The organism is Burkholderia sp. AU30198 (genome assembly GCF_020419825.1).
Taxonomy (GTDB): Bacteria; Pseudomonadota; Gammaproteobacteria; order Burkholderiales; family Burkholderiaceae; genus Burkholderia.
Genome location: NZ_JAIZSA010000007.1, coordinates 209664 through 235785 on the forward strand (window position 1 = coordinate 209664; position 26122 = coordinate 235785).

General features: G+C 64.7%; 27 protein-coding genes. 15 read left to right on the plus strand and 12 right to left on the minus strand.

Annotated elements, in window-relative coordinates; genetic code table 11:
• Window positions 1-205: 205 nt before the first annotated feature.
• The 4 genes from LGN19_RS17615 to LGN19_RS17630 form a co-directional block, all read right to left on the minus strand.
• Window positions 206-652 carry a hypothetical protein gene (locus LGN19_RS17615; protein ID WP_226216293.1) on the minus strand — a complete coding sequence of 149 codons (447 nt, stop codon included), beginning with the start codon at window positions 650-652 and terminating at the stop codon, window positions 206-208.
• A gap of 66 nt (window positions 653-718) precedes the next feature.
• Window positions 719-1423 carry an RNA polymerase sigma factor gene (locus tag LGN19_RS17620; RefSeq protein WP_226216295.1) on the minus strand — a complete coding sequence of 235 codons (705 nt, stop codon included), beginning with the start codon at window positions 1421-1423 and terminating at the stop codon, window positions 719-721.
• Window positions 1420-1782, minus strand: a complete 363-nt coding sequence (locus LGN19_RS17625) for a cupredoxin family copper-binding protein (RefSeq protein WP_226216297.1) — start codon at window positions 1780-1782, stop codon at window positions 1420-1422. The genes LGN19_RS17620 and LGN19_RS17625 overlap by 4 nt, the downstream gene beginning before the upstream one ends.
• The gene (locus tag LGN19_RS17630; RefSeq protein WP_226216299.1) at window positions 1763-2311 is read right to left on the minus strand and encodes a DUF4142 domain-containing protein; all 549 of its coding nucleotides are present in this window, start codon (window positions 2309-2311) and stop codon (window positions 1763-1765) included. The genes LGN19_RS17625 and LGN19_RS17630 overlap by 20 nt, the downstream gene beginning before the upstream one ends.
• A gap of 575 nt (window positions 2312-2886) precedes the next feature.
• On the opposite strand from LGN19_RS17630, the gene LGN19_RS17635 reads away from it, so the two are divergent.
• The 3 genes from LGN19_RS17635 (at window position 2887) to LGN19_RS17645 (ending at window position 4858) form a co-directional block, all read left to right on the plus strand.
• The gene (locus LGN19_RS17635) at window positions 2887-3597 is read left to right on the plus strand and encodes a PadR family transcriptional regulator (protein ID WP_226216301.1); all 711 of its coding nucleotides are present in this window, start codon (window positions 2887-2889) and stop codon (window positions 3595-3597) included.
• Window positions 3598-3635: 38 nt separating this feature from the next.
• Window positions 3636-4457 (plus strand): siderophore-interacting protein, encoded by an 822-nt coding sequence (locus LGN19_RS17640; protein WP_174957956.1) that lies wholly within the window; start codon window positions 3636-3638, stop codon window positions 4455-4457.
• A gap of 176 nt (window positions 4458-4633) precedes the next feature.
• Window positions 4634-4858 (plus strand): hypothetical protein, encoded by a 225-nt coding sequence (locus tag LGN19_RS17645; protein ID WP_226216303.1) that lies wholly within the window; start codon window positions 4634-4636, stop codon window positions 4856-4858.
• 26 nt (window positions 4859-4884) lie between these two features.
• On the opposite strand, the gene LGN19_RS17650 is transcribed toward LGN19_RS17645, so the two are convergent.
• Window positions 4885-5466, minus strand: coding sequence for an undecaprenyl-diphosphatase (locus LGN19_RS17650; protein WP_089451530.1), 582 nt, complete (start codon window positions 5464-5466; stop codon window positions 4885-4887).
• A 443-nt stretch (window positions 5467-5909) separates the two neighbouring features.
• On the opposite strand from LGN19_RS17650, the gene LGN19_RS17655 reads away from it, so the two are divergent.
• The 4 genes from LGN19_RS17655 (at window position 5910) to LGN19_RS17670 (ending at window position 9360) form a co-directional block, all read left to right on the plus strand.
• Complete coding sequence (locus LGN19_RS17655) at window positions 5910-6650, plus strand: acetoacetate decarboxylase (RefSeq protein ID WP_122948379.1); 741 nt, start codon at window positions 5910-5912, stop codon at window positions 6648-6650.
• A gap of 52 nt (window positions 6651-6702) precedes the next feature.
• A complete protein-coding gene (locus LGN19_RS17660) occupies window positions 6703-7488 on the plus strand; it encodes a 3-hydroxybutyrate dehydrogenase (protein WP_089451531.1) in 786 nt (261 codons plus the stop codon).
• 129 nt (window positions 7489-7617) lie between these two features.
• Window positions 7618-8835, plus strand: a complete 1218-nt coding sequence (locus tag LGN19_RS17665; protein WP_164462759.1) for a patatin-like phospholipase family protein — start codon at window positions 7618-7620, stop codon at window positions 8833-8835.
• 60 nt (window positions 8836-8895) lie between these two features.
• Window positions 8896-9360, plus strand: coding sequence for a hypothetical protein (locus LGN19_RS17670; RefSeq protein WP_226216305.1), 465 nt, complete (start codon window positions 8896-8898; stop codon window positions 9358-9360).
• Between the two features lie 73 nt (window positions 9361-9433).
• Here the strand turns inward: LGN19_RS17670 and LGN19_RS17675 are convergent, their stop codons facing one another.
• Complete coding sequence (locus LGN19_RS17675; RefSeq protein WP_122948377.1) at window positions 9434-10318, minus strand: LysR family transcriptional regulator; 885 nt, start codon at window positions 10316-10318, stop codon at window positions 9434-9436.
• A 120-nt stretch (window positions 10319-10438) separates the two neighbouring features.
• Here LGN19_RS17675 and argC point away from each other — a divergent pair, with 120 nt between their 5' ends.
• Window positions 10439-11386 (plus strand): N-acetyl-gamma-glutamyl-phosphate reductase, encoded by a 948-nt coding sequence (gene argC / locus LGN19_RS17680; RefSeq protein WP_226216306.1) that lies wholly within the window; start codon window positions 10439-10441, stop codon window positions 11384-11386.
• 159 nt (window positions 11387-11545) lie between these two features.
• On the opposite strand, the gene LGN19_RS17685 is transcribed toward argC, so the two are convergent.
• Window positions 11546-12469, minus strand: coding sequence for a LysR substrate-binding domain-containing protein (locus LGN19_RS17685; RefSeq protein ID WP_226216460.1), 924 nt, complete (start codon window positions 12467-12469; stop codon window positions 11546-11548).
• A gap of 127 nt (window positions 12470-12596) precedes the next feature.
• On the opposite strand from LGN19_RS17685, the gene LGN19_RS17690 reads away from it, so the two are divergent.
• Entirely contained in the window at window positions 12597-13682 is a 1086-nt protein-coding gene (locus LGN19_RS17690; protein ID WP_122948374.1) for a tartrate dehydrogenase, read from the plus strand.
• A gap of 490 nt (window positions 13683-14172) precedes the next feature.
• Here the strand turns inward: LGN19_RS17690 and LGN19_RS17695 are convergent, their stop codons facing one another.
• Together LGN19_RS17695 and LGN19_RS17700 are read right to left on the minus strand one after the other, a co-directional pair.
• The gene (locus LGN19_RS17695; protein WP_069250362.1) at window positions 14173-14652 is read right to left on the minus strand and encodes a DUF1348 family protein; all 480 of its coding nucleotides are present in this window, start codon (window positions 14650-14652) and stop codon (window positions 14173-14175) included.
• 63 nt (window positions 14653-14715) lie between these two features.
• Window positions 14716-15321: a TetR/AcrR family transcriptional regulator gene (locus tag LGN19_RS17700; protein ID WP_226216308.1), complete on the minus strand. Its 606-nt coding sequence runs from the start codon at window positions 15319-15321 to the stop codon at window positions 14716-14718.
• A 182-nt stretch (window positions 15322-15503) separates the two neighbouring features.
• Here LGN19_RS17700 and LGN19_RS17705 point away from each other — a divergent pair, with 182 nt between their 5' ends.
• Both LGN19_RS17705 and LGN19_RS17710 read left to right on the plus strand, forming a co-directional pair.
• On the plus strand, window positions 15504-16148 hold the full coding sequence (locus LGN19_RS17705) for a GNAT family N-acetyltransferase (protein ID WP_226216462.1): 645 nt from the start codon (window positions 15504-15506) through the stop codon (window positions 16146-16148).
• Window positions 16145-16561, plus strand: coding sequence for a hypothetical protein (locus tag LGN19_RS17710; RefSeq protein ID WP_226216310.1), 417 nt, complete (start codon window positions 16145-16147; stop codon window positions 16559-16561). The genes LGN19_RS17705 and LGN19_RS17710 overlap by 4 nt, the downstream gene beginning before the upstream one ends.
• A gap of 393 nt (window positions 16562-16954) precedes the next feature.
• Here the strand turns inward: LGN19_RS17710 and tdh are convergent, their stop codons facing one another.
• Window positions 16955-17983 (minus strand): L-threonine 3-dehydrogenase, encoded by a 1029-nt coding sequence (gene tdh, locus LGN19_RS17715; RefSeq protein ID WP_011356765.1) that lies wholly within the window; start codon window positions 17981-17983, stop codon window positions 16955-16957.
• A gap of 13 nt (window positions 17984-17996) precedes the next feature.
• Window positions 17997-19196, minus strand: a complete 1200-nt coding sequence (locus LGN19_RS17720) for a glycine C-acetyltransferase (RefSeq protein ID WP_089495916.1) — start codon at window positions 19194-19196, stop codon at window positions 17997-17999.
• Window positions 19197-19357: 161 nt separating this feature from the next.
• Here LGN19_RS17720 and LGN19_RS17725 point away from each other — a divergent pair, with 161 nt between their 5' ends.
• From LGN19_RS17725 to LGN19_RS17735, 3 genes are all read left to right on the plus strand, one after another.
• The gene (locus tag LGN19_RS17725) at window positions 19358-19969 is read left to right on the plus strand and encodes a helix-turn-helix domain-containing protein (protein ID WP_122948369.1); all 612 of its coding nucleotides are present in this window, start codon (window positions 19358-19360) and stop codon (window positions 19967-19969) included.
• A 140-nt stretch (window positions 19970-20109) separates the two neighbouring features.
• Window positions 20110-20487, plus strand: coding sequence for a DUF2471 family protein (locus LGN19_RS17730; RefSeq protein WP_226216312.1), 378 nt, complete (start codon window positions 20110-20112; stop codon window positions 20485-20487).
• Between the two features lie 103 nt (window positions 20488-20590).
• The gene (locus LGN19_RS17735) at window positions 20591-21610 is read left to right on the plus strand and encodes a tyrosine-type recombinase/integrase (protein ID WP_122948367.1); all 1020 of its coding nucleotides are present in this window, start codon (window positions 20591-20593) and stop codon (window positions 21608-21610) included.
• 136 nt (window positions 21611-21746) lie between these two features.
• Here the strand turns inward: LGN19_RS17735 and LGN19_RS17740 are convergent, their stop codons facing one another.
• Entirely contained in the window at window positions 21747-22928 is a 1182-nt protein-coding gene (locus tag LGN19_RS17740; RefSeq protein WP_226216314.1) for a DNA-binding protein, read from the minus strand.
• A gap of 1821 nt (window positions 22929-24749) precedes the next feature.
• On the opposite strand from LGN19_RS17740, the gene LGN19_RS17745 reads away from it, so the two are divergent.
• Window positions 24750-26117 (plus strand): replication initiation protein, encoded by a 1368-nt coding sequence (locus LGN19_RS17745; protein ID WP_122948365.1) that lies wholly within the window; start codon window positions 24750-24752, stop codon window positions 26115-26117.
• The last annotated feature ends 5 nt before the right edge of the window (window positions 26118-26122 follow it).

The window sequence follows — 26122 nt, forward strand, 5'->3', positions numbered from 1 at the left end:
GGCCCACTGTAGGACGCGGGTTCTGGCGGCGCTGGGACATCCGTGCACCGAATGCAGGATTCACATGCACATGCGCGCGGCGTGTTCGTCGGCGGCGAATGCGGGTGTGCCGGCGCCGCGATCGGCATGCGCGAGAATCGCGCCGATTGCCGCGCGCGGGATGCCGGCTGTCGGATCGTCGTGACCGACTCGGCAGCGACGCAGATCAACAGCGTGACGGACGCGAACAGCGCGTCGAGCGGCACACTGCAGCCGATCGCGCGTCCATACGTACATCACTTCCCGCTTTGCTTTGCCGGCCGCGGTGCTGCGCGCGCGGAAATCGCTGCTGCACCTCTACACGCATTCCGTCATCCAGCAGGACGTGGGGATCATGCGCGCGCACGGCGAGGGCCTCGACAATGCCGCAGGCTTCACACCGTCGAACGTAGGCGCCGACGTCGTCCACATTGCGATCGGACGGGGCCACGCGAAGCGCGAGCGGCACAGCGCCCACCTGCCCCTGGCATCGCTCGTACTTTCCGCTGAAGGATATCGGCGGCCGGCTGGTGCTGCGTGTGATGGAAGCAGGGCGCGTCGAAAACCCGGCCAGCACGGTGCCGCCGGGCGCGACGACGTGACGGCGACGAAGATTGGTGACATCCCGTGTCACGCAATATCTCCCCGATCGATCTGAAACGATCAGCAGTCTATCGGCTGTTGGCGCCGCCGCCGAGCGTCAAGCCGGACCGATTCCCGCCAGCACCACGAGCACGATACGGTCGCAGCGTTCCCCGTCGAACGAAAACACGTCGCGCTCGGCCAGGTCGATTTCCCGTACGAGCGACTCGCGCAGCAGGCTCCTTGCCCGGAAATGCCGCGAGCGCACGGTCGCCTCGGGTATGCCGAGGCACTGGGCGGTTTCCTCAACGCTGAATTCCTCGACGCATCGCATCACGAACACAATGCGAAACGCTTCTGGCAATGCATCGAGCTTGCGCTCCAGCAATGCACGCAGCTCGGTTCGCATCAGCGCCCGGTCCGGCGATTCGTTCTGGTCTGCATCCATGATTTCCCGCTCGACGTCGGCGATCGCCGACAGCCCGACCATCGGTGCGATCGTATCGCGCCGCGCACCGCGGCGCTGACGCGTAAAGCACTCGTTGAGCACGAGCCGCGACAGCCAGGTCGACACCGACGAGTCGCCCCGAAAACGCGGGATCGCGCGGAACGCCGACAGGTAAGCCTCCTGCAGCGCATCCTCGGCTTCGGCGTCGTCGCGCAATGTCGCCCGAGCAAGCCGGTAGAGCCGCCGGTTGTAGCGGCGCATCAGCTGTTCGAACGCAGCGCGCTCGCCGCTCGCGACGCGCGCAACAAGCGTACGGTCGTCTTCTTCCGAAAGCGGCAAGAGGTTCGGTTCGGGATGGCCCGCAATGTGCATCATGGTTTGCGCTTCACGGTCAGTGTCGCTTTCATCGTAGGATGAAACGTGCAGATATACGCGTGGCGGCCCGGTGCATTCGCGACATACGTCCACGAAGCATCGGGTGCGATTTCATGCGAATCGAACACGCCGGCGGCCGTGGCCGTGTGTGCGACGAGATCCTTGTTGACCCAGACGACCGTGTCGCCGCGCTCGACCGTCAGGCTGGCGGGGTTGAAACGCATGCCTTCGATGATGATCCGGTGCGTCGTGCCGGCGGCGACGTCCGCGGCCGCGAGCGCCAGCGCCGCCGCCGCGACGATCCGGCACACGGCGCGCCGCGCCGTCGAGCGCCCGGGCTCAGTAGGACTTCTTCTCATTGCCGCTGCCGAGCGTCGATTGCAACGCGCGAGCATGCTCGAGGTGTGCAACGAACGCCGGCCGCACCTTCACCAGCAGCGCCTTCAGTTCGTCGTTCTTCGCCGACGGAATGAGCGTCTTGTCCATCGCATCGATCACCTGTTGATGATAGGCCACCTCGTGATCGACGTAGGCCTTGTCGAATGCGTGGCCCTTGAGCGCCTTGAGCGCGGCGACGTTGTCATCGCCCTCCTTCTTCAACGCGTCGCTCGTCGCGTTGGTTTCCGGTGTCAGGTTCAGCTTGGTCGCGAGCGCGACCGCCGATTTGTTCACATTGGTGTGATCTGTGACCATCAACTCGGCAAAGTTCTTGACCGGTTTCGTATGTGTCGTGTTTTCCGCAAGGGTGCCGGCATCGATGTCGACCTGGTTGGCCGTCACAACGATCGCCGCGATCTGCGGGTCCGTCAGTTGAGTCCCTTGTGCAGAGGCGACGAACGGCAGCGTGGAAAGCAGTGCCGCGAGGGACAGCTTGTGCATGAGTGTCATGTTGATTTCTCCCGTGGAATGGAAGCGGAACGATCATCCACGTCGCTCGACGATGGATGGCTCTGTGGCGATAGACGTCACGACTTTCTGCTGCGTTCCGTGGGCTTTCAGGAAAGGAGTCCTTTGAACTGCCCTCGCAAAGCTGGACCGTTGAAGGCCAGGCGCTCAAGGGCCGAGTTCTGTCTTGCTCGGGCCCACGATTCGTCGACAAATTGTCAGTCGCCCTCTGCCACCGATAGTTGTGCCCGCCCCAGATGCGAATCCCCTACTGCTCATCCGCATCGAGTACAGAGCTTGATCACCAGCGTGCGGTCTGATGAATGACGGAAAAATTCTCGCCCGTACTAACGACGGCGGAGGCGCTTCGCGCACAAGCGGTTAGCCCTCAGCGATGAGTCGATAGAGAAAAACTACCAATTCTCGCAATCAATATGCGAGAAAGAGCTCACATTCATCGAGAACCTACATGACCGCCGCAACGTGCCGCCCAACCATCCAGCCCCAATAAATCCCCTTGACGACCTATCTTTCGATATATATCTTTAGATATGTTTTACGATATATAGGACACGATCATGCGACACCCCCCCTCCCGCGGCCATGCCCGATGCGACGGTCATGGTGCGCATGCCCGCCCCGACTGGTTCGCCGGTCTCTGGTACGCGATCGGCCGCCACCGTCGCGGCCACGATTCGTTCGGTGGCGGCCCGTTCGGTGGCCGTGGCGGGCGCGGCGGCTTTGGCGATTTCGGCGACGACGGCATGCCGCGCGGCCGCCAGTTCAGCTCCGACGATCTCCAGCTGCTGCTGCTTGCGCTGGTCGCCGAGCAACCGAGCCACGGCTACGAGCTGATCAAGGCGCTCGACACGCGTTCGAACGGTTTCTATAGCCCGAGCCCCGGCATGGTGTACCCGGCCCTCACGTATCTCGAAGAAGTCGGCTTCGTCGCGTCGCAGGCGGAAGGCAACCGCAAGCGCTACGCGCTGACCGACGCCGGCCGCACGCATCTCGACGCCCAGCGCGAACGGGTCGACACGCTGTTCGCGCGCCTCACGCACCTCGCACGCAAGATGGAGTTCATGCGCCGCGCGTTCGCCGGGGAATCGGCGGGCAACGAAGCGCAGGACGACGCGCAAGCAGGCTGGCTACCGGAGTTCGTCGAGGCGCGCGTCGCCCTCAAGCGCGCGCTGCTGCACAAGAGCGCCGCCGACGCCACCGAACAGCGGCGCATCGCGGCCATCATGCGCCGCGCGACGGCCGAAATCGAAGGCGGCACCGGCGCGTAAGCCGCGCCACCCCGTTAAAACCCAAGGAGAACGGATTGATGCAGAACACATCCGACCGCACCGTGACCCGCGTGCGCCACACCCTCAAGTTCCGCTTGCTGCAGGTCCTGCGCGTGCACGCCGTGACGCCGCACCTGCTGCGCGTCACGCTCGGCGGCCCCGATCTCGCGGATTTCGAATCCGCGTCGTTCGACGATCACGTGAAAGTATTTTTCCCGCCGCCCGGTGCTGAGCGGCCCGCGCTGCCGACGCTCGGCGCGAACGGCCCCGAGTTTCCGGAAGGCGAACCGAAGCCGGTCGCGCGCGACTTCACGCCGCGCCGCTTCGACCGCGCCGCCGGCGAACTCGATCTGGAATTCGTACTGAACCATCCGGGCCCCGCGTCGCAGTGGGCCACGCAGGCACGCGTCGGCCAATGGCTCGGCATCGGCGGCCCGCGCGGTTCGTTCGTCGTCCCGACCGGTTTCGACTGGCACCTGCTGATTGGCGACGATACGGCGCTGCCGGCAGTCGCGCGGCGTCTCGAGGAATTGCCGGCCGGTGCGCGCGTGGCCGTCGTGATGGAAGTCGCGGATCGCACCGCGCAGATCGCGTTCGACACGCGCGCCGACGTACATGAGATCTGGCGCTTCCGCGCTGAAACCGACACACCGGACGGCGACCTGCTGCTGAATGCCGTGCGCGACCTGCCGCTGCCGCCGTCCGGCGACGGCTACGTGTGGGCGGCTGGCGAAGCGCTGTCGATGCGTGCGGTACGCCAGCACCTGACCGGCGAGCGCGGCGTCGACAAGTCGCGCATCCGCGCGGCGGCCTACTGGAAGCGCGGCGCGGCGGCCGTGCACGAAACGCTGGAAGACTGAGGCGGGATGCGGGTACCCGGCAAAGGGGTACCCGGTTGAGGTCGACCGGCCGATGTCACAATCGTGGCGTCGGCGCACCAGCGGGCTTGGCACCGCTATCGCGGCTGGTATATATCTGTGTGTGCGACGCCGCTGTCGGGCGACAGCCGCCGCAGCCCGCCCAGGAGCGCCCGGTCATGACCAGAGAAAGCCACGCTTCGCCGTTCCTTCGCAACCTGAAGATCGCCGGCTATTGCGGCCTTGCCGCGGTGGTACTCGCGCTGTTCGTCGCGATGTGCGCGATCCTGAAGGAAAGCGCACTCGACCGCGATGCCGCTCAACACCCGGCCGATACCCCCGAACTGCACGATGCGGGCGGTGGCCCGTCCGCATCGGCCGAATTGGCCAAGACACCCGGCTGACGGCGTCCTGCCCGATCGCCTGCCGCTTACGGCGCGTGCCGGCGGCCCATCACGACTGCATGCACCGAATCGCCGAGCCGTTCGAGCAGCGCGGTCACGCGCTGCCCGTACAGGTGCGCAGCCAGTGCGCCGGCCGTGCCGACCAGCACGCCACCCGCCATGTCGAACGGCCAGTGCACGCCCGCATAGATACGTCCCCATGCAATCGCCGCGGCCATCGCGGCCATCACGAACCCGGTGAGCCGGGTCGTGCCACCGAGCATCAGCCCGGCCGCCATGCTCCACGCGAACGTCATGTGATCGCTCGGAAACGAGCTGTCCGGCGCGTGCGGAATCAGTTGCGTGCCGACACCGGCCATGAACGGGCGCGGCGAGAACCAGAAATGCCCGATGACCTGCGCAAGCGCGAGCGCCACGCACACGCCGACGCCGGCTTCGATCGCCTGGCGCCGCGTCGGGCGCGCGCCGAAGATCCAGGTCAGCAACAGCATCGCGGGCAGCGCATAGACGAGCCAGTCGGCGGCGAAGATGGCGAGGCGGGCAACGCCCGGCTGCGGCGCAACCCCGGCGTTGATGGCGGAAAAGAGGGTGAGATTGAGGGTCTGCATGAATCCGGTTGCGTGGGGCGTAAAAAATCGGCCGGTTTCCCGGCCTGATACGAACGATGCTAAGGCGCACCCGCTTAAGCAATGCTTAATACGGAGGCCGCACGCGATGAAGCCCGCTGCGGCGAACGCACTTAGAGCCTGCACTGCAGCACAAGTTCACACATTTGTCACATTTCCGCGCGACCGTCTCCCGGAAAGGCTCACCCGGCATCCCGTAAAGACTCACCTTTTTCACATCGTGGCGTCATCGACGCGTGCGAACATCGGGACGCCGGGTGTCGTCCAGACCGTTTGCGTCATTCATCTCAATATTTACGCTGCGAATTCTTCGAAATCGGCAACAATTAATTCCAAATGCGGCATCGCACAACGGCAACGCACAGGCATAGGATTACGAGCTTACGAGCACTCATCCACGAAGCGATCAACAACAAGGAGTCCGCATGAAACCCAGCGATGTCCGATCGAAAGCGTTTGCGATGCCGTTGACCAGCCCTGCCTTCCCGATGGGCCCGTACCGTTTCGTCGATCGTGAGTTTCTGATCATCACGTATCGCACCGATCCGGACCGTCTCCGCGAAATCGTCCCTGAGCCGCTGCAGATCACCGAGCCGCTCGTGCATTACGAATTCATTCGCATGGCCGATTCGACCGGCTTCGGCGACTACACCGAAAGCGGCCAGGTGATTCCCGTTGAATACAACGGCCAGCCGGGTGGCTACACGCTCGCGATGTATCTCGACGATCACCCGCCGATCGCCGGCGGCCGCGAGCTGTGGGGCTTCCCGAAGAAGCTCGCGTCGCCCACGCTGCACGTGAACACCGACCACCTCCTCGGCACGCTCGACTACGGCAAGGTGCGCGTCGCCACCGGCACGATGGGCTACAAGCACAAGGAACTCGACATCGACGAGCAGACCAAGCGTCTCGCCGGTCCCAATTTCCTGCTGAAGATCATTCCGCACGTCGACGGCACCGCGCGCGTCTGCGAACTGGTGCGCTACTACATGCAGGACATCAAGATGAAGGGCGCGTGGACAGGCCCCGCATCGCTCGAGCTGGCGCCGCACGCGCTTGCGCCGGTGGCCGACCTGCCGGTGCTCGAAATCGTCGAAGCCCGCCACATCGTCGCGGATTTGACACTCGGCCTCGGCGAAGTCGTCTACGATTACCTGGCTCAGTAACACGTCCGCAGTCCTTTCTCCCAGTCAATCCTTACACCACGGGAATTCGAACATGAGCAACCTGAATGGCAAGACCGCAGTCGTCACGGGCGCCGCGAGCGGCATCGGCAAGGAAATCGCACTCGAGCTCGCGAAGGCGGGCGCGGCCGTCGCGATCGCCGACCTGAACCAGGACGGCGCGAACGCCGTTGCCGACGAGATCGTCAAGGCGGGCGGCAAGGCGATCGGCGTCGCGATGGACGTGACGAACGAGGAAGCCGTGAACAGCGGGATCGACAAGGTGGCCGAAGCGTTCGGTTCGATCGACATCCTCGTGTCGAACGCAGGCATCCAGATCGTCAACCCGATCGAGAACTACTCGTTCTCCGACTGGAAGAAGATGCAGGCGATCCACGTCGACGGCGCATTCCTGACCACCAAGGCCGCGCTCAAGCACATGTACAAGGATGATCGCGGCGGTGTCGTGATCTACATGGGTTCGGTGCACTCGCACGAAGCGTCGCCGCTGAAGTCGGCCTACGTGACAGCCAAGCACGGCTTGCTCGGCCTGGCCCGCGTGCTGGCGAAGGAAGGCGCGAAGCACAACGTGCGCTCGCACGTCGTGTGTCCGGGCTTCGTGCGCACGCCGCTGGTCGACAAGCAGATTCCGGAGCAGGCGAAGGAGCTCGGGATCAGCGAAGAGGAAGTCATCAAGAAGGTGATGCTGGGCAACACGGTCGACGGCGTGTTCACGACGGTACAGGACGTCGCGCAGACGGTGCTGTTCCTGTCGGCCTTCCCGAGCGCCGCGCTCACGGGCCAGTCGTTCATCGTCAGCCACGGCTGGTTCATGCAGTAACGTCCCCGCCTCCCGACAGGGAGGCGATTCCCGCATCACCGCCTATTCTCATTACTCGTGATGGCGTGCCGTCCGTGGACGTCACGCCATCCGTCTCCGCCATCCATGGCGGGATTTCTCGGAGAACTGATGAAACCGCACGCCCGAACAGAAAAACAGGCCGTCGATGCGGCGGACCTGCATCACGAGGCCGGCGCACCGACTGCCGCGCGCACGCTGCCGTACGAGACGATCGCGCTCGTCCTGCAAGGCGGCGGCGCGCTCGGCGCGTACCAGGCCGGCGTGTTCGAAGGGCTGCACGAGGCGGGCGTTCCGCTCGACTGGATCGCGGGCATCTCGATCGGCGCGCTCAACACCGCGCTGATCGCGGGCAATGCGCCCGAGCATCGCGTCGAGCGGCTGCGCGAGTTCTGGGAAACGATCTGCAAGCCGGCGTTTTTCCCGACGGTTCCGGCCGCATTCGAATTCGCGCTGTTCAACAGCATCGACCAGATCCGCACGTTCTTCACCGCGTCACAGGCCGCGAGCGCGATGATGCAGGGCCAGCAGGGATTCTTCGTGCCGCGCTTTCCGCCACCGGTGCCGGGCGTGTCCGATCATCCGGAGAAGATCAGCTGGTACGACACGTCGCAACTGCGCGCGACGCTGCTGAAGCTGTGCGATTTCGACCGGATCAACTCGGGCGAGACGCGCGTGTCGGTCGGTGCGGTCAACGTCGGCACCGGCAACTTCGTGTACTTCGACAACACGCGCACCCGCCTCGCGCCCGAGCACTTCATGGCGTCCGGCGCGCTGCCGCCCGCGTTCCCGCCGGTCGAGATCGAAGGCGAGTACTACTGGGACGGCGGCGTCGTGTCAAACACGCCGCTGATGGAAGTGCTGCGCGCCCGGCCGCGCCGCGACACGCTCGCGTTCCAGGTCGATCTGTGGAGCGCGCGCGGGCCACTGCCGCGCTCGATGGCCGATGTCGCCGAGCGCACGAAAGACGTGCAGTATTCGAGCCGCACGCGTTTCGTCACCGACACGCTGCAGCGCGAACAGCGCTACCGCAACGTGCTGCGCCACGTGCTCGACCAGGTGCCGGAAGAGCAGCGCAAGGCCGATCCGTGGTGTGTCGAAGCCGATGCGATGTCGTGCAGCAAGAAGTACAACATCCAGCACCTGATCTATCAGCAGAAGGCTTACGAGCATCACTACAAGGACTATCAGTTCGGTCTGTCGACGATGCGCGACCACTGGTCCGCAGGTCTCGACGACATCCGCAAGACGCTCGCAGTCAAGGACGGCCTCGCGCTGCCCAACAACGACTCGGGCTTCGTGACGCACGACATTCACCGCAAGCGGTAATGCCGTGCGCGACGGATCGGCGCGATGCCTGCGCCGGTCCGTCCTCTTCTCCGATTCGACATGCCGATTTTTATCGCACTCTTCGCGCTCATCGCTGCCGGATGGGGCGCGGTTCACCTGTTTCACGTCATCGCCGCGCAGTTCGGCCAGCCGGTCGCAATCGCGACCGCCGTGCTCGCCGCCGCGATCCTGATCGCGCTGATCGCCTGGTGGATCAAGCGCCGCCGCGACATCGCACCGAACACGAAGGAAGAAGGCTGGACCCACGTCGTGCATCGCGCGTGGGGCGAGCTGCGCGTGTCCGCGACGCAGGGGCTGCTGTGGCTGTCGCACGACGGCGCGGACGGCCGCTATACGCTGTCGCAGCTCGATGGCTGCCAGGCCGCGCCGATCGGTGGCCGCTGGCATCTCGTCGTGCACGTGCGCGATACGGTGCGCAGCGAATGGAAGCTGCCGATGATGGACAAGCGCGATGCGCAACGCTGGGCGCGCGTGCTGACGCTCGCGAAGGACAATCGGCTCTGAAACGGCGCGCGGCGGATGCGCCGGTGCGCCCGGCACGAACCGCCGCACCGGCTATCCCGCATCGTTCCACGCGCTATCGCGCCTTCAGCGCCCACAACGCGTCGAGCACGTGCTGCGTCGCACGCTCGACCGGTCCCGCCCGATGGGCAATCCCCAGTTCCCGCCACAACGCCGGACGCAACGGCCGCATGACGATGCGTGCATCGGGTAGCGGGGCACCGCCCTCGTGCGGCAGCAGCGTCGCGCCGTAACCCGCCGCGACCAGGCTCTTGATCGCATCGTTGTAGTTGAGTTCGATCCGCGGCTCGGGCCGATGGCCGCCGAGCGCGAACCATTCCGTCGTGAGCCGCGACAGCCGCGTGGTCGCATCGTTGAGAATCAGCGGGCGGGCGGCCAGGTAGCCGGCTGTCACGCGCGCCGGAAGCGGCCAGTCCGCCGGCAGAAACGCCATCACCGGATCGCGCCGCCACGCGCGGATCGACAGCCCCGCGACCGCCGTCTGCGGCAGCGCCACCAACCCGACATCGAGCGTGCCCTGCGCAATGCGCGCCAGCGTGTCGTGCGACGTGAGCACTGCGATCTGGACATCGATGTCCGGATGCTGCTCGCGCAACCGGGCCACCGCCTGCGGCAACAGGTGCGCGATCGCCCCGGTCGACGCGCCGAGACGCACGCGTCCGGTCAGCCCCTGCACCTGTCGCTGCACATCGTCCAGCGTGGATTCAACTTCCGCCAGCAGGCGGCGCGCGCGCTCCACCAGCACTTCACCGATCGGCGACGGCCGCACGTTTCCACGCGTGCGGGACAGCAACGGCGCGCCGACGCGGCTTTCCAGTTCGGCAACGTGAAGACTGACGGTCGGCGGCGCGAGATGAAGCAGCTGCGCCGCGGCGACGAATGAACCGTGGTCCGCGATTGCGACCAGCGTGCGCAGGCGGTCCAGGCTGATCTCCCGCATCCTTCCCCCTTCGTTCAGTAAAGCTGAATCTGGCAGTCAGTAAATTCAACTTTTCCTATTCTAGGCGTTCGATGGACGATACGGTTTTACTGCCGACCGAACGCAAGGAGTGCGACCATCATGAGCGACCCGACTGTCTACATCGACGGCGATCAAGGCACGACCGGATTGCAGATCCACGCGCGCCTGCACGGGCGCACCGACTTGCGGCTCGTCACGCTGCCGGACGCCGAGCGCAAGGATCCCGTGCGGCGCGCCGAAGCGATCAACGCAGCCGACATCGCGATCCTGTGCCTGCCCGACGCGGCCGCGCGCGAAGCGGTCGGCTTCATCCGCAATCCGGCGGTGCGCGTGATCGACGCGAGCTCGGCCCATCGCACGCAGCCGGATTGGGTCTACGGCTTTCCCGAGATGGCCGACGGGCACGCGCAGGCGATTGCACATGCGCGGCGCGTCACCAATCCGGGCTGCTACCCGACCGGCGCGATCGCGCTGCTGCGGCCGCTGCAACAGGCCGGCCTGCTGCCGCGCGACTACCCGGTGAGCATCCATGCCGTCTCCGGGTACTCGGGCGGCGGGCGGGCGGCCGTCGACGCCTTCGAATCGGACGGCGCTTCGCACGCGAAGCCGCTGCAGATCTACGGCCTCGCACTCGCGCACAAGCATGCGCCCGAGATCCAGCTGCACGCCGGTCTGGCGCACCGCCCGTTGTTCGTGCCGGCGTACGGTGCTTATCGGCAAGGCATCGTGCTCACCATACCGATCGAATTGCGCCTGCTCCCGGCCGGCGTGACCGGTGAGCAACTGCATGCGTGTCTCGCGCACCATTACGCCGGCGCGCGTCACGTCGACGTCACGCCGCTCGCGGAAACGCAAGCGATCACGCATCTCGATCCGCAAGCGCTGAACGGCACCAACGACCTGCGGCTCGGCGTGTTCGTCAATGCCGAACACGGCCAGGTGCTGCTGTCCGCCGTGTTCGACAATCTCGGCAAAGGGGCATCCGGTGCGGCCGTGCAGAATCTCGACCTGATGCTTGACGCGGTGGGGGCGGCGAAAGCGGCGTAAGCCGCGTGCGGGCACCTCGCCGGCTGGCCCGACACATCGCGGCCGCTGATGCGTCGGTGCCGGCTGAACGCCACCGGCTCGCGACGCGGTGGCGAGCCGGAAACGGGGGCCTGCCGATGTCCTGCACATGCCCCCGTAAAATCTCACCTTTCGCCGATTTCAGGCTATCTCGTCACCCGCTGCGGCATTCAAGCCGGCCAGCGTCTCCGCCAGAAAATCCACGCATACGCGCACTTTCGCCGACGCCGCGACGCGTTCCGGATACACCGCCCAGATGTTCGCGGGCTGGATGGCGTCCGGCAGCACACGACACAGCGCACCGCGTTCGATCAGCGGTCCGGCTTCCCAGATCGAGCGCAACACGATGCCGCGCCCGGCCAGCGCCCATTGCACGGCCACCTCGCCATGGTTCGTCGACAGCGTCCCGCCGACCTTCACCGTTGCCGTTTCGCCGCGCACGTTCAGCCGCCACACGCCGAACGGGTGATCGCGCTCCTTGATGGCCAGACAGTCGTGCGACGCGAGATCCGCGAGCGAGCGCGGTGACCCGCGCCGGGCGAGATAGTCGGGCGATGCACACAGCACGCGGTAGTTCGCGGCGAGGCGGCGCGCGATCAGGTGATCGGCGATCTCGTCGCCGATGCGCACGTCGAGGTCGTAGCCTTCGCCCGCGACATCGACGAGCCGGTCGAACAGATCGAGCCGCACGTTCAGCTGCGGATAGCGCGCGGTGAAGTCGAGCAGCGCCGGCGCGACGATATGCCGGCCGAAGCCGAAGCTGCTCGAAATGCGCAGTGTGCCGCGCGGCACCGTACGCGTGGTCGACACGTCCTCGACGAGATGATCGACGTCGTCGAGGATCTTCTCGGCGCGCGCGTACACGCGTTCGCCGGCTTCCGTGACCGTCACGCGGCGCGTCGAGCGATGCAGCAGGCGCGTGCCGAGCTGCGCCTCAAGCAACGCGATGCGCTTGCTGACATAGGCGGGCGACACCGCGAGCTGCTCGGCGGCCGCGCTGAAGCTGGTCAGGCGGACGACCAGGCTGAACACGCGCAGGTCGTCGAGATTCGGCGATTTATTCACGATTCGTGGAAAGTCGATTAACCCTTCGCGCGATTTTAATCCGGATGGAAATAAATAGAATGGCGCCATGATCCGCTGCGCGTCACCCCGGCAGCGGCCCGACCCACGATGAAGGAGGAGCACTCGCATGAACGACAGGACTTACCGGATCGCCGTCATTCCCGGGGACGGCATCGGCCGTGAAGTGATGCCCGAGGGCCTGCGCGCGCTCGATGCCGTGACCGCACGCTTCGGCGTGCGCTTCGACTTCGTCGAGATCGACTGGGCGAGCTGTGACTACTACGTGCAGCACGGCAAGATGATGCCCGACGATTGGAAGGCGCAGTTGTCGGGCATGGACGCGATCCTGTTCGGCGCGGTCGGCTGGCCCGCGACCGTCCCCGATCACATTTCGCTGTGGGGCTCGCTGCTGAAATTCCGCCGCGAGTTCGACCAGTACATCAACCTGCGGCCCGCGCGCCTGTTCGACGGCGTGCCGTCGCCGCTCGCCGGCCGCCGCGCGGGCGACATCGATTTCATGATCGTGCGCGAGAACACCGAGGGCGAGTATTCGTCGGTCGGCGGCACGATGTTCGAAGGCACCGATCGCGAGATCGTGATGCAGCAGTCGATCTTCACGCGTCACGGCACCGAGCGCGTGCTGAAATTCGCGTTCGAACTCGCGCAGCGGCGCGCGAAGCGCCTCACCGTCGCGACGAAAAGCAACGGCATCGCGATCAGCATGCCGTGGTGGGACGCTCGCACGGCCGAGATGGCCGAACGCTATCCCGACATCGCCGTCGACAAGCAGCACATCGACATCCTGTGTGCACGCTTCGTGCTGCAGCCGGACCGCTTCGACGTCGTCGTTGCGTCGAACCTGTTCGGCGACATCCTGTCGGATCTCGGGCCGGCCTGTACCGGCACGATCGGTATCGCACCGTCGGCGAACCTGAACCCCGACCGCAAGTTTCCGTCGCTGTTCGAACCCGTGCACGGTTCCGCGCCCGACATCGCGGGGCAGTCCATCGCGAACCCGGTCGCGATGATCTGGTCGGCGGCCCTGATGCTCGACTTCCTCGGCAACGGCGCGGGCCGCGAACGCGAAGCGCACGATGCGATCGTCGCCGCGATCGAGGACGTGCTGCGCACGGGGCCGCATACGCGCGATCTCGGCGGCAACGCGGGAACGCAGGAAGTGGGCGAAGCGATCGCCGCGCGGATCGCGGGCTGACGATCACGCCCGGCGCGATCGCACGCGTCGGGCAGCGACTGCGGGAATCGCGTGCGGTGAGCAACACGCAATGCGTTTGCGCACTCGTATGAATTTCGATTCGTGCGCGATGCAGTCGAGCGGTGAGCAACGTCACGCCGCAACGCGCACGGTTCGCACGCTCCGGTGTCGACACGAACGCGATCGGTGAGTTGCACATCACGCGCGTGCACACCGATCGCCAATCCACTGCCAACCCTGTGCGATCGGTGAGAGGCATCACGCGGTGAAGCACACCGTTGCATGTCGATACGTGCGTCACACGCTGGCAACGTGTGCGACCTGTCCGCTTTGCCCGGGACGATGCCGCGTCGAACGGCTTGCAGCACACAGTCCGACGCGACATTTCACCTCGTCCCGAAAAATCTCACCTTCAGCGCATCAACTCCCGAATTTCCTCACCGTTGAGACCCGGTGATGCATGCGCCGATCCGTCGAGTCGACGCGCCCGTCACAGCCCGAGATCGGACAGCCCCGGATGATCGTCCGGACGACGGCCAAGCGGCCAGTGATAGAGACGATCCTGCTCGCGAATCGGCAGGTCGTTGATGCTCGCGTGGCGATGCGCCATCAGGCCGTTTTCGTCGAACTCCCAGTTTTCGTTGCCGTACGAACGGAACCAGTTGCCGGCGTCGTCGTGCCATTCGTATGCGAAGCGCACCGCAATGCGGTTGCCGTCGAACGCCCACAGCTCCTTGATCAGCCGGTAGTCGAGCTCGCGCGTCCACTTGCGCTGCAGCAGCCCGACGATCTCGTCGCGGCCGGTCACGAATTCCGCACGGTTGCGCCATCGGCTTTGCGGCGTATAGGCGAGCGACACGCGCTGCGGGTCGCGCGTGTTCCACCCGTCCTCGGCGGCACGCACCTTCTGGCGTGCCGTTTCGAGCGTGAAGGGCGGAACGGGCGGACGGACTTCGGGGGAAGCGGACATGGGGTGCTCCTGTTGAGGTTCTGGCCGCGGACGCCCGCAGCCGGTTCGGATTCGCTGCTTCGACTACCGCGATACCGCGTCGAGCAGCAGTTCGGCCGTTGCTCGCGCATCGCGCGCAGCGCTTGCATCGCCGGTCACGAGCGCCACGCCGATCGCGCCGTCGATCAGCACGAGCCACTGGCGCGCCAAGCGCGCGAGCCCGCGGCGCTCGATTCCCGTTTCGTCGGCATACGCATCGAAGCGCTCGCGCACGAATGCCAGCAGGCGTGCCTTGTGCTCACGCGCGACGACGCGCACGGGATCGTCGGCATCGGCAATCTCGCCCGACGCGTTCAGGAACGCGCAGCCATGAAAATCGTGCTGCCCGAACCAGTCGCGCAGCACGTCGAACATGCCGAGCAACTGCACGCGCGGCGCCTTGCCGCGCGCCAGCGTCGCATCGACGAACCAGCGCATCCAGCGCTCGTCGCGACGTTCGAGCGCGGCCACCACCAGCGCCTCTTTCGATTCGAAATGCGAATAAAAGCTCTTTCGTGCCGCGCCGGATCGCTTGACGATCGCATCGACGCCGGTCGCATGGATGCCGCCTGAATAGATCAGCGCTTCGGCCGCATCGAGCAGCCGGTCGCGAACGCCCGGTTCGCCGGAGGGGTCGTGAGGTGTGTTCATGGGTTTACGGTAGAACGATCGTTCTCCATCGTCAACACCCACGTGAAAAAGCCCTGTCGGCGAGAGGGCTGAATCGCGGCCTGGCCGCGCGACGCAGCCCGCCGCGTTTACGACATTTTTTCTTGAAGCGAACACACGACGCTCACTACACTTCGGTCACCCTGTCTGGGCGAAAGGACATCATGCAGCGACCGGAAACCGCGCGCCCCGCGCGTGCCTATGCGGCTTATGCCAAGCGGCTCGATGGCCGCGTCGTCGTGCGGCGCTTCGACCCGCGCAACGATTCGTACGATGCGTTGACCGCGCTGCTGCATCGCGCCTTCGCACCGCTCGGCGCGTTGGGTTTCAACTGCCCGTGCGTCGATCAGCCGGCCTCGGCGACGCGCGAACGCGTGCTCACCGGCGAATGCTTCGTCGCGCTCGGCAATGCGCACCTGGTCGCGACGATGACGATGCGCTCGCACGATCCCGATTCCCGCTGCGATCCGTACCGCAGCCGGCACGTCGCGACGCTCGGCCAACTGGCGGTCGATCCCGTCTGGCAGGATCGCGGTATCGGCCGTGCGCTGCTCGCGTTCGCGCAACGGCGAGCCGCCGCGCGCGGCGCAACGCACCTCGCACTCGACGCGCCATACGCGGCGATCCGGCTCATCGATTTCTATCGCCGCGAAGGATTTCAACCGGTCGACGTGATGCGCTTTCCGGAGCACAACTACGACAGCACGATCCTGTGCAAATCCGTCAGCGTCACGGACGCTCGCATCGTTGCCGTTACCGGTGACACGACGCAGATCGACGTCGCGCGGCATGTCGGTGCGGCGTCATGAAACGCGATATGCCGAAGCGCGAAGGCGGCGACGATCACACCCGGTTCGCCACCCGGCAGGCTCGCTTGCGTGCGGCGCGGCGGCTGCGCGGGGTGTTGAAGCTGACGATCCTCACGATCGCGGTCGCGCAAGCGCTGGCGTTCGCGTTCGAAAACCTGCTGGTGATAGCCGGTTTCGCACCGGATGCCTCGACGGTGCTGCTGTTCCGCTTCGTGACGTGCGCGCTCGTCAGCTTCTGGCTGCAGGCGGATGCGTTGCGCGCGTATCAATACGCGGCGCAACACGGGTTCGTCACCGCTCCCGGCGCGCACGGCGACCCGGTCGACGTCGCGCCGCAGTGTCCGAAGCGCTGGCTCGTCGTGTTGAGTCTTCAGCTCGACCCGCGGGGGTTGAACGGTGAACGGATCAAGTAGCCGTCTGCGCACCGATCGACGTCGATTGATGTCGATCGCCGCGCGCATGAGTGAGTCGCAACGCGGCTGAAGGCTCACGGTTGATGCCGCGAGTCGGCACGGCATCGCACGGGCTGCGTAACGAATGATCACGCGGCACACCAACAGGGAAGTGCTCGGAAGAGGGGAGCAGGTGCCGAACGGCGGGATGGCGGGAAGTGACGCGACTGTCGACAGGTGAAGTGAACGAGCGATTGCAGGTCACCGATGTGCGATCGCGTCGCGATTCGGCGTGCAAACACAGCTCCCGAATAATCTCACCTTGAGCCCGGATTCGCGTATTTCGACTCGCGAACGCAGGCGTAAAACAAAAACGGGGCAGGCAACGAACACGCCGCACCGCCCCTTCGGCACTCAGGCCGTCCAGTCGAGAATCACCTTGCCGCTTTCACCAGACAACATCGCGGCGAAGCCCTTCTCGTAATCGTCGGCTGCAAAGCGATGCGTGATGATCGGCGACAGGTCGAGGCCGCTCTGCAGCATCGCGACCATCTTGTACCAGGTCTCGAACATCTCGCGACCGTAGATGCCCTTGATCTCGAGCCCCTTGAAGATCACCTGGTTCCAGTCGATCGCCGTCTGCGCGGGCGGAATGCCGAGCAGCGCAACCTTGCCGCCGTGGTTCATCGCCTCGAGCATGCTCGTGAACGCGCTCGGCACGCCCGACATTTCGAGGCCGACGTCGAAGCCTTCGGTCATGTGCAGGTCGGACATCACGTCGCGCAGCGACTCGCGTGCGACGTTCACGGCGCGCGTCGCCCCCATCTTGCGTGCGAGTTCCAGCCGGTAGTCGTTGATGTCGGTGATGACGACGTTGCGCGCGCCGACGTGCTTCGCGATCGCGACGGCCATGATGCCGATCGGGCCCGCGCCGGTGATCAGCACGTCTTCGCCGACGAGGTTGAACGACAGCGCCGTGTGCGTCGCGTTGCCGAACGGATCGAAGATCGACGCGAGATCGTCGGAGATCTCGGGCGGAATCTTGAACGCGTTGAACGCCGGAATCGCCAGATACTCGGCGAACGCGCCTTCGCGGTTCACGCCGACGCCGACCGTGTTGCGGCACAGATGCCGGCGCCCCGCGCGACAGTTGCGGCAGAAACCGCACGTGATGTGGCCTTCGCCGGACACGCGATCGCCGATCGCGAAGCCGCGCACTTCCTGCCCCATCTCGACGATCTCGCCGACATATTCGTGACCGACGTGCATCGGCACGGGAATCGTCTTCTGCGCCCAGTCGTCCCACTTCCAGATATGGATGTCGGTGCCGCAGATCGCCGTGCGGCGGATCTTGATCAGCACGTCGTTGTGGCCGACTTCCGGACGCTTCACGCGCGTGAGCGTGAGGCCGGGGCCGCGTTCGAGCTTTGCCAGTGCTTTCATGATCGCGCCTCCGTCAGATGATGCCGAGCGACTTGCCGACGCGCACGAACGCGGCGACCGTCCGGTCGATCTGCTCGGGTGTATGGGCGGCACTCATCTGCGTACGGATGCGCGCACGGCCACGCGGCACGACGGGGAACGAGAAGCCGATCACGTAGACGCCTTCGTCGAGCAGCTTGTCGGCCATGTTCGTCGCGAGCTGCGCGTCGCCGAGCATCACCGGGATGATCGGGTGCGCACCCGGCACGAGCGTGAAGCCCGCTTCGGTCATCTGCTGGCGGAACCGCGCGCCGTTTTCGCGCACGCGCTCGCGCAGCTTCGCGCCTTCGTCGCTGCCGAGCAGTTCCAGCACCTTCAGCGATGCCGCGGCGATGCTCGGCGTGAGCGTATTCGAGAACAGGTACGGACGCGAGCGCTGGCGCAGCAGCTCGATCACCTCGCGACGCGCGGCGACATAGCCGCCCGATGCGCCGCCGAGCGCCTTGCCGAGCGTGCCCGTGATGATGTCGACGCGACCTTCGACGCCGCAGTGCTCGGGCGTGCCGCGGCCGTGCGTGCCGATGAAGCCGACCGCGTGCGAATCGTCGACCATCACGATCGCGCCGTAGCGATCGGCGAGATCGCAGATACCTTTGAGATCGGCGATGATGCCGTCCATCGAGAACACGCCATCGGTCGCGATCAGCTTGTGGCGCGCGCCCGCCGCATCGGCCTCCTTGAGCTTCGCCTCGAGGTCGGCCAGGTCGTTGTTCTTGTAGCGGAAGCGCTTCGCCTTACAGAGGCGAACGCCGTCGATGATGCTGGCGTGGTTCAGTTCGTCGCTGATCACCGCGTCGTTCTCGTCGAGCAGCGTCTCGAACAGCCCGCCGTTCGCGTCGAAGCAGCTCGAATAGAGGATGCTGTCCTCGGTGCCGAGAAATGCGGCCAGCGCGCTTTCCAGTTGCTTGTGCACGGTTTGCGTGCCGCAGATGAAGCGTACCGATGCCATGCCGAAGCCGTCCTGGTCGAGGCCGGCCTTCGCCGCATCGATCAGGCGCGAATCGTTCGCCAGACCCAGATAGTTGTTCGCGCAGAAATTGAGCACGCCGGCACCGCCGGCGAGCCGCACGTCCGCCGCCTGGGGACTCGCGATCTCGCGCTCGGTCTTGTAAAAACCGTCCGCGCGGATCTGGTCCAGCGTCCCGCGCACCTGGGCGAGAAAGGCATCACGCATCGCAAAGCTCCTGACAGGGTTTCGCATTCCGCAACGCGCCACTCGTGGCGGCGGCGCAACGGCCTGCTACTGTTATAGTCGGTCGTTCGGTTGACCGCATTTATCCGATATTCCGAACTAGAATTCGAAATATCGAACAACTCTAAGCGAACGGAATCCAAATGGCAAGTTCCTCCGGTTCGCGGCGCACGCCTGCCAGCGCCGCACCGCAACCGCCGGCCGCAACGCCGCCGCGTGTCGGCGAGCAGATCCAGCGGCTGCGCACCGAACGCAAGCTGACGCTCGACGACCTGTCGCGCGCGGCGGGCGTATCGAAATCGATGCTCTCCGAGATCGAACGCGACAAGGCCAACCCGACGATCGCCGTGGCGTGGCGGCTGACGAACGCGCTCGGCATCACGCTCGACGAGCTGTTCTCGCAGCCGAAGGCGCCCGAGACCATCCGCGTAGACGGCCCGCACGACATTCCGACGCTCGCCGGCCATGACGGCCGGTACCAGTTGCGCGTATGGGGCCCGATCGACCTCGCGGGCAAATTCGAGTGGTACGAGCTGACGCTGCCGAGCGGCGGCGCGCTGATATCGAACGCCCACGAGCCCGGCACGCGCGAGCACCTCACCGTGCTGCAGGGCGCGATGGAAATCGAAGCTGCGGCGGCCAGCCGGCGCCTGAAGGTAGGCGACACCGCGCGTTACCCGGCCGACGAGCCGCATGCGATCCGTAATCCCGGCAAAGCCGAGGCGCGGGCACTGCTGATCGTGATACATCGCTGACGGCGCGGATAGCTGACCAAAGGGCCAATTGCAGGCCGGTTGCGGGAAACACTGTATGTTTGTACAGTATACGGACATTCCGCCATGCACGGGCCGGAGCTGGCGCACCGAGGCGCCCGCCCGGTCGACAGGAGCCTGCAATGACAGAAGAACAAGATTTGGCCGCGCTCAGCTTCAAGGCTGCCGCGCACGACCTCGAGCTGATCGTCTGGCATATCGCCGGGCGCTACATCCACCAGCGCGTCCCGCTGACGTGGCGCCTGCTGCACGCCATCGAGGCCGAAGCGCTCGCCGATCTCGGCTTCGCCAGCCGGCACGAGGCCGGCATGCGTCAATTGTTCGAACGGCAGTTGGACATGACGTTTCCCGAAACGGACGATCCGATCGACTTCGGGCGCTCGAATGCGCTGCCCGCCGTTTTTTCGTTCGCGGTTCTCGCGTATGAAGCAGCGGCAACGCCGCACGACACGGCGCCTCGCGAGCGCGCTCACCGTCCGTCCAAGGCGTGGGGCGACTGACTGCCCGCCACGGGCCGCCTCGCGCCACGACCTTGTCCAGCCTCTTGCAGCCCGAGACGTTGCGGAAAGGGCTACCATATACGCAACTAACGGAATAAATCACATGTCCCTTCCCGCCTCTCCCGACACCCCAGCACGCCCGGAAGAAACGGACCTGTTCGACCGCGGTGCATCCGACTGGATCGCCTCGCCCGAAGCCGCCTTCGACGCATGGCTTGCCATGCAGGATTATCGCCGTTCGTCAGCCGATGTCTATCGCGCGCAATGGGGCGCGTTTCTCACGTGGATGCGTGCGCACCAGAAGAATCTGGCAACCGTCGATACCGCGACCATCGCGAACTTCGTCGGCGAACTGCCGATCCGGAAAACCCAGCGAATGCGCTATTTGCGGCTGATCGAGCGCGTGCTCGACCACATCCGGCGCACCGAATATGCATCGACCAACCCGGCCCGGTTCATTGCTCAGGATGGCGAAGCGAACTGGCGCAAGGCGCGCGACAACGAACCCACCGGTTTCCTCACGCCTGCTGAACGCTCGACGTTGCTCACGTACCTGTTTTCGCCGATCGGCGTATCCGGTTCCGCCTACTGGAAGGAGCGGCGCGACCGCGCGCTCGTTGCCGCATTTCTCGGTGCCGGCATTAAAACCGGCGAAGCGCGCGCGCTCACGATTAGTTGCATCAATACGAGTGGAACGTCGCTGCAGATCGAGTCGACGCATCCGGATTTCGCACGCGAAACGCACCTGGCATCGTTCGCGATCGCGCTGCTCGAAGCCTGGCTCACCGAGCGCAAGCGCCAGGAGATTCCTGGCGAACTCGTGTTCCCCGCATCCCATGCCGGGCGGCCGATGCACAAGGCGACGATGCTGCGCGCCATCGACGCGATCGTCGAATCCGCCGGGCTCACGTCGTCGCGCACCGCGCGCGCGAGCCCGCAAACGCTGCGCAATACCTACGCGGCCGAATTGTTCGAGCACGACGTGCCGCCCGAACGGGTCGGCAAATGGCTGGGCTTCATGCGGCCGATCTCGTCGAACCGCCTGCATCGCGCATGGAAGAACTGGCGCGACGGTCTGGCCGACAGCAACGGTGACGCGTCCGACAGCGACGAAACTCACTGATCGCCAAACGGCTGCGCACGCGAAGCAATCCGTGAGCAGCCTTGCGTAGTGCAGCCTCACCGTTTCACAGCTCCCGAAAAACCTCACCTCAAGCTCCCCGGATCGTCTCACCTGTGCGGCGCAGCCGATCCGAGCGTCACCTGTGCGCAAAGTGCGCGACGGCTTCGAATCGGGACGGCCATGCGCCGGAAGCGTGTTCGCACTCGGGGCAAGCCACTTCAAAACCCTCTTCACCATGTGACAGCTCCGGCTCGGCATCGCAATGCGGGCAATGGGCCGGCACCGGAATCTCGTGATCCAGCGAGGTGCCGATCGCGGCAAATGCCTCCGCATCCAGTTGCCCGGCATCGGCGAGGCGGCGGATCAGCGCGGTGATTTCCGGATCCATGCCGCGGCTCGCGCGCAGTGAACTCACATCGCGCGTCGCACGTTCCAGTTCGTCGCCCTGGCTGCGCAACTGTTCTTCCAGCCGGTCGGCGCGCGCCTTGGCCGAACTCAGCTGCTGCAGGAAATCGAATTCCTTGCGCTGAACGTCGCGCAAACCGCTCTGGTAGGTCGATGCCATGCTGCGCAACGAGTCCAGCTCGACCAGCATCGGCTTGACGCGGCGTTCGGCTTCGGCCACCGCGTCCTTGATTTGCTGCGCGTAGTGCTCGGTGCGTTGCTGCAGTTCGGCTTGCAGCGCATCGATGCGGTCGCGCAGCGTGGCGTTCTGCGCCTGCTCGGCCTCGACGCGGCCGGCAGTGGCGGCCAGTTCCTTTTCCAGTCGAGCGACTGTGGTGAGCAACGTCGCTTCGCTTGCCGTACCGTGCGTCGTTTGCGACGCGAGCTGGACCTCGAGCTCGGTCACGCGAGCCTGCAATTGCTCGTTCTTCGTTTCGCCCCGCGCGAGCGCGCCCTCGAGCGTCTCCTGGCGGACAGTTGCGTCGCGCAACCGCTGTTCGGCTTCGGCAACGCCGGCGCGAACCTGTTCTCGATCGCCATCGAGACTGTCTCGTGCCGCCTTCAACGCTTCTTCATAGAGTGCGCCGAGCAACGCACCGGCCTTTTCCTCGACGGCCTTCGGGATTGCCGCACCGTCGAGCCTGACTTTCGACGCGGAACGGATGCGCTCCCAGAAATGGTCGATGTCTTTCGGAATATCGCTGGCACTGCCGGTTTGGGTGAGATCGCGGACGTTGGCCGCCGACGGCCGGATGCCGAGATCGAAGAACAACCGCTTGCATGCATGTAGCGACAATTCCTGCCGTCGCGCACCGCTCGCACGCAGCGATTCCAGTTCGTCCCGAATGGCTTGGCGTATTTCGTCCAGGGTCATCGCTGTGCTCACAGACATTGAAGTGTGGCAATCATAACGAAATACGTACTTATTGATACTTGTTCCGGCTCGACGTTGTGAATTTACGTCGCTGTGCACAGAAATCGGAGCTGTGAGCCAATCCGGACGACTGTGGTCCAGGATTCCGTGAAACAAAGCGAAGAAAGTCAGCCAAGTCCTTGGCGCACAAGCATTTTCCTGCAGACCCCGAATTTCGGCATTTGTTTCACATGACCACGGATCCGATTGCCTGTGGGTGTTCAGGGGTTGGGGTGTCTGTGGAAAACTCGTCAGCCGATGTCTTGAGAGTATTAGAAGTAAACACCCTTGAACCCTTAGTTAAAAACGTTAACGCCACGGCACAGCCTTATGCTGCAAGGCTTTCCGGCCGACAAGGTGAAGTTTTACGGGAGCCAAGGTGATCTTCTGCGGGAGCTGAAGTGATGGGGTTCAGGGAACAGCGTGAGCCGTTGCAGGAAAGGTCGTGAGCGGATTCGGGAGCACAGTGAAACACAAGATTTCCCAAAGGTGAGGCTTTTCGGGGCCTCACAGCCACAGAACCCGCGCTGTGCCTGACCGCACAGTTTTCTGCCTGTGCAGACATAGGTGAGAATTTGCAGGACCTTCTTCGTGCCCCGATTCTGCCCATCTTTTAGGCAGTTTCTGTGAAAGGTGAGGTTTCACGGGACTCCGCGGCGGTTTGATGTGAGGATTTTCGGGAAACGAACGCCATTTTGCACAGCAAAAGCGTGCTCGGGGGCCTGTGATGCGCTAAAGGTGAGGCTTTTCGGGAGGGAAATCCGGGTTTTCCTGCCCGGATCCCGTTGAGGTGAGATTTTTCGGGGCCTGGATCACAGGCTGTGATTACGGCCACAGGTGAGTCTTTTCGGGAATGGTATTTGCCCGAAAAATGGTCAAAGGTGAGGTTTTTCGGGATCCGTGAGCCGATGAATTCGCCGAAAAGCCCGCCAGGACTGGGAGAAATCTCGTTTTTGCTGTGCCTCTTTTTGTCACAGGTGAGATTTTTCGGGGGCTGACACAGGGTTGTCGTATGAGGGATTTCGGTCGAAAGGTGAGGCTTTTCGGGGGATGTCGACGATGCACAGCCAAATGCCTTCTGTGCATAAGTATCGGATCGCATTGGGATTTTTGATACCGAGACAGTTACGGTGAGGTTTTTCGGGAGCCATTCCCGTGCCGGTGAAGGCACAGCGATTTTTCGGTAAGGTGAGTGTTTTCGGGAGGCTCTGGTAGCGAATCCCGCGCGTGTCGGGCATTCGTCGACATCGAGACGAATGAACACACAGTGCTCAAGGTGAGTATTTTCGGGACCTGACACGGTTTGCGCACGGTACAATGCGCGCCCGGGCCGGCAAAGCAGGCCCGATCGAGGCGCGCGGGCCGGTTTCGCTGGCGTCTTCCGGGATGTGGAGCCCGATCGCGATCTCCCGATGAGTCGCGCCTGTACATGCATACAGGCCGATGCCGGTCGATCGGGGGCTGCGGTGAGGTGGGATCGCAACCCTGTGCCGAACTCACAGCTGCGCAGTCGTAAAATTACGACAAATCGAAAGGTGAGCCGATACGGGAGCACATTTCGCACGTATCCCGCACAGGTGAAATTCTGTGAATCGGCGCATCCCGCAGCACGTCTGGACGAGTCCGGAACGCTGCAAATCCGGAGCGGTGAGGGTTTTCGGGAGTGCTTGGGGTGAGTGCCATTTTGCACGCGCGCTTCACCCGCTATGGTGAGCATGTCGTTCTGGACGCACTTCACCGCAGGCGCTATCCTTCCGGAAAACTTCTCCTCCGACCCGACGTATGGCCACGACGAAGCGCGCCAAGAAAACCGATGTGGATGTGGTGAGTGCCAGTTCAGCCGAATTGCGGAAGGCCGTCGAGGCGATCGCAATTCAGCCGAAGAGCGGCAAGATCACGCTCCTCACTCGCAAGCTGTTCAATGTCCTGCTGGCCGTGGCGCAGCAGGCCGACGACTCGGGCGATACGTATCGCGCGCTGCTGTCGGACATCGTCGCCAACTCCGCCTTCGATTCGAACGACACCGCGCTGGTGAAGGAACACCTGCGCCGCATGGTGTCGGTGCAGGTCGAATGGAGCACCGGGACGTCGAGCCAGAAGCCGGGCCGCAAGTGGGGGATCTCGACGCTGATCGCCGACGCGGAAATTCTCGAGGATCCGGCGACCCGCCGCGTGTGGGTCGAATTCTCGTTCGCGCCGAAGATCAAGAAGAAGCTGCTCGACCCGGTCCAGTATGCACGCCTGAGCCTGCAGTTCCAGAGCCAGCTGCGCAGCAGCGCCGGTCTCGCGCTGTACGAAATCTGCGTGCGCTACCTGACGAACCCGAGCCACCTGACGATGCGCGAGCCGTGGGAATGGTGGCGGCCGATCCTGTCGGGCACGCCCGACACGGAAGCCGGCGACGAGGCGAAGCGCGAGTACAAGTACTTCAAGCGCGACTATCTGCGTCCCGCGATCGCGGAAGTCAACGCAGTCACCAACATCTTCGTCGAGCTGATCGAGCACCGTGAAGGGCGCCGGGTGGCCGAGATCCAGTTCCGCGTGACCGAGCGCAAGCAGCCGATGCTCGCGCTCGACGAACACCCGAACGTGTTCGACAGCACGCTGGTCGACCGGATGGTGAAGCTCGGGATCCCGCTGAAGGAAGCGCAGACGCTCTATGCGGACAGCGAGGAGAACCGCATTCGTGCCGCGCTGCAGATGACCGAGCAGCGGATGCGCAGCACGACGCTGCCGCCGGTGCGCAGCGCGCCGGCGTTGTTCAAGGATGCACTGAAGAAGGGTTATGCGCCGCCGGTCGAATCGGTCGACGCGTTGCCTGCCGGCACGCCGGCTGCGAAGGTTACGGCGGCCCAGCCGGACGATCTGAAGGCACGCCTGCTGAGCGAGTTCGCTGCGTTCCGCCGCAAGGAAGCGAAGGTGTTGTACGAAGAGCAGGGCGACGCCGAGCGCGAAGTGGCGCGCGAGTCGTTCGAGTCGGAGGCGCTGCCGACGATGGGCTCGCATCTGCGCGATGACTGGCGCAAGCGCGGCCTCGATTCCAAGCTGGCCGAGACGGCCTTTTTCGACTGGCTGGCCCAGAGGACCTGGGGCGAGCCGACGGACGGCGATCTGCTGTCGTTCACGCTGAACCAGTCGCGGGCCGCCTGAGGCCC

Coding starts and splice junctions, on each gene's coding strand:
- LGN19_RS17620 (WP_226216295.1), bottom strand. CDS start 1,423: ATGATGCACATTGCGGGCCATCCCGAACCGAACCTCTTGCCGCTTTCG.
- LGN19_RS17625 (WP_226216297.1), bottom strand. CDS start 1,782: ATGAGAAGAAGTCCTACTGAGCCCGGGCGCTCGACGGCGCGGCGCGCC.
- LGN19_RS17630 (WP_226216299.1), bottom strand. CDS start 2,311: ATGACACTCATGCACAAGCTGTCCCTCGCGGCACTGCTTTCCACGCTG.
- LGN19_RS17635 (WP_226216301.1), top strand. CDS start 2,887: ATGCGACACCCCCCCTCCCGCGGCCATGCCCGATGCGACGGTCATGGT.
- LGN19_RS17640 (WP_174957956.1), top strand. CDS start 3,636: ATGCAGAACACATCCGACCGCACCGTGACCCGCGTGCGCCACACCCTC.
- LGN19_RS17645 (WP_226216303.1), top strand. CDS start 4,634: ATGACCAGAGAAAGCCACGCTTCGCCGTTCCTTCGCAACCTGAAGATC.
- LGN19_RS17650 (WP_089451530.1), bottom strand. CDS start 5,466: ATGCAGACCCTCAATCTCACCCTCTTTTCCGCCATCAACGCCGGGGTT.
- LGN19_RS17655 (WP_122948379.1), top strand. CDS start 5,910: ATGAAACCCAGCGATGTCCGATCGAAAGCGTTTGCGATGCCGTTGACC.
- LGN19_RS17660 (WP_089451531.1), top strand. CDS start 6,703: ATGAGCAACCTGAATGGCAAGACCGCAGTCGTCACGGGCGCCGCGAGC.
- LGN19_RS17665 (WP_164462759.1), top strand. CDS start 7,618: ATGAAACCGCACGCCCGAACAGAAAAACAGGCCGTCGATGCGGCGGAC.
- LGN19_RS17670 (WP_226216305.1), top strand. CDS start 8,896: ATGCCGATTTTTATCGCACTCTTCGCGCTCATCGCTGCCGGATGGGGC.
- LGN19_RS17675 (WP_122948377.1), bottom strand. CDS start 10,318: ATGCGGGAGATCAGCCTGGACCGCCTGCGCACGCTGGTCGCAATCGCG.
- argC (WP_226216306.1), top strand. CDS start 10,439: ATGAGCGACCCGACTGTCTACATCGACGGCGATCAAGGCACGACCGGA.
- LGN19_RS17690 (WP_122948374.1), top strand. CDS start 12,597: ATGAACGACAGGACTTACCGGATCGCCGTCATTCCCGGGGACGGCATC.
- LGN19_RS17695 (WP_069250362.1), bottom strand. CDS start 14,652: ATGTCCGCTTCCCCCGAAGTCCGTCCGCCCGTTCCGCCCTTCACGCTC.
- LGN19_RS17700 (WP_226216308.1), bottom strand. CDS start 15,321: ATGAACACACCTCACGACCCCTCCGGCGAACCGGGCGTTCGCGACCGG.
- LGN19_RS17705 (WP_226216462.1), top strand. CDS start 15,504: ATGCAGCGACCGGAAACCGCGCGCCCCGCGCGTGCCTATGCGGCTTAT.
- LGN19_RS17710 (WP_226216310.1), top strand. CDS start 16,145: ATGAAACGCGATATGCCGAAGCGCGAAGGCGGCGACGATCACACCCGG.
- tdh (WP_011356765.1), bottom strand. CDS start 17,983: ATGAAAGCACTGGCAAAGCTCGAACGCGGCCCCGGCCTCACGCTCACG.
- LGN19_RS17720 (WP_089495916.1), bottom strand. CDS start 19,196: ATGCGTGATGCCTTTCTCGCCCAGGTGCGCGGGACGCTGGACCAGATC.
- LGN19_RS17725 (WP_122948369.1), top strand. CDS start 19,358: ATGGCAAGTTCCTCCGGTTCGCGGCGCACGCCTGCCAGCGCCGCACCG.
- LGN19_RS17730 (WP_226216312.1), top strand. CDS start 20,110: ATGACAGAAGAACAAGATTTGGCCGCGCTCAGCTTCAAGGCTGCCGCG.
- LGN19_RS17735 (WP_122948367.1), top strand. CDS start 20,591: ATGTCCCTTCCCGCCTCTCCCGACACCCCAGCACGCCCGGAAGAAACG.
- LGN19_RS17740 (WP_226216314.1), bottom strand. CDS start 22,928: ATGACCCTGGACGAAATACGCCAAGCCATTCGGGACGAACTGGAATCG.
- LGN19_RS17745 (WP_122948365.1), top strand. CDS start 24,750: ATGGCCACGACGAAGCGCGCCAAGAAAACCGATGTGGATGTGGTGAGT.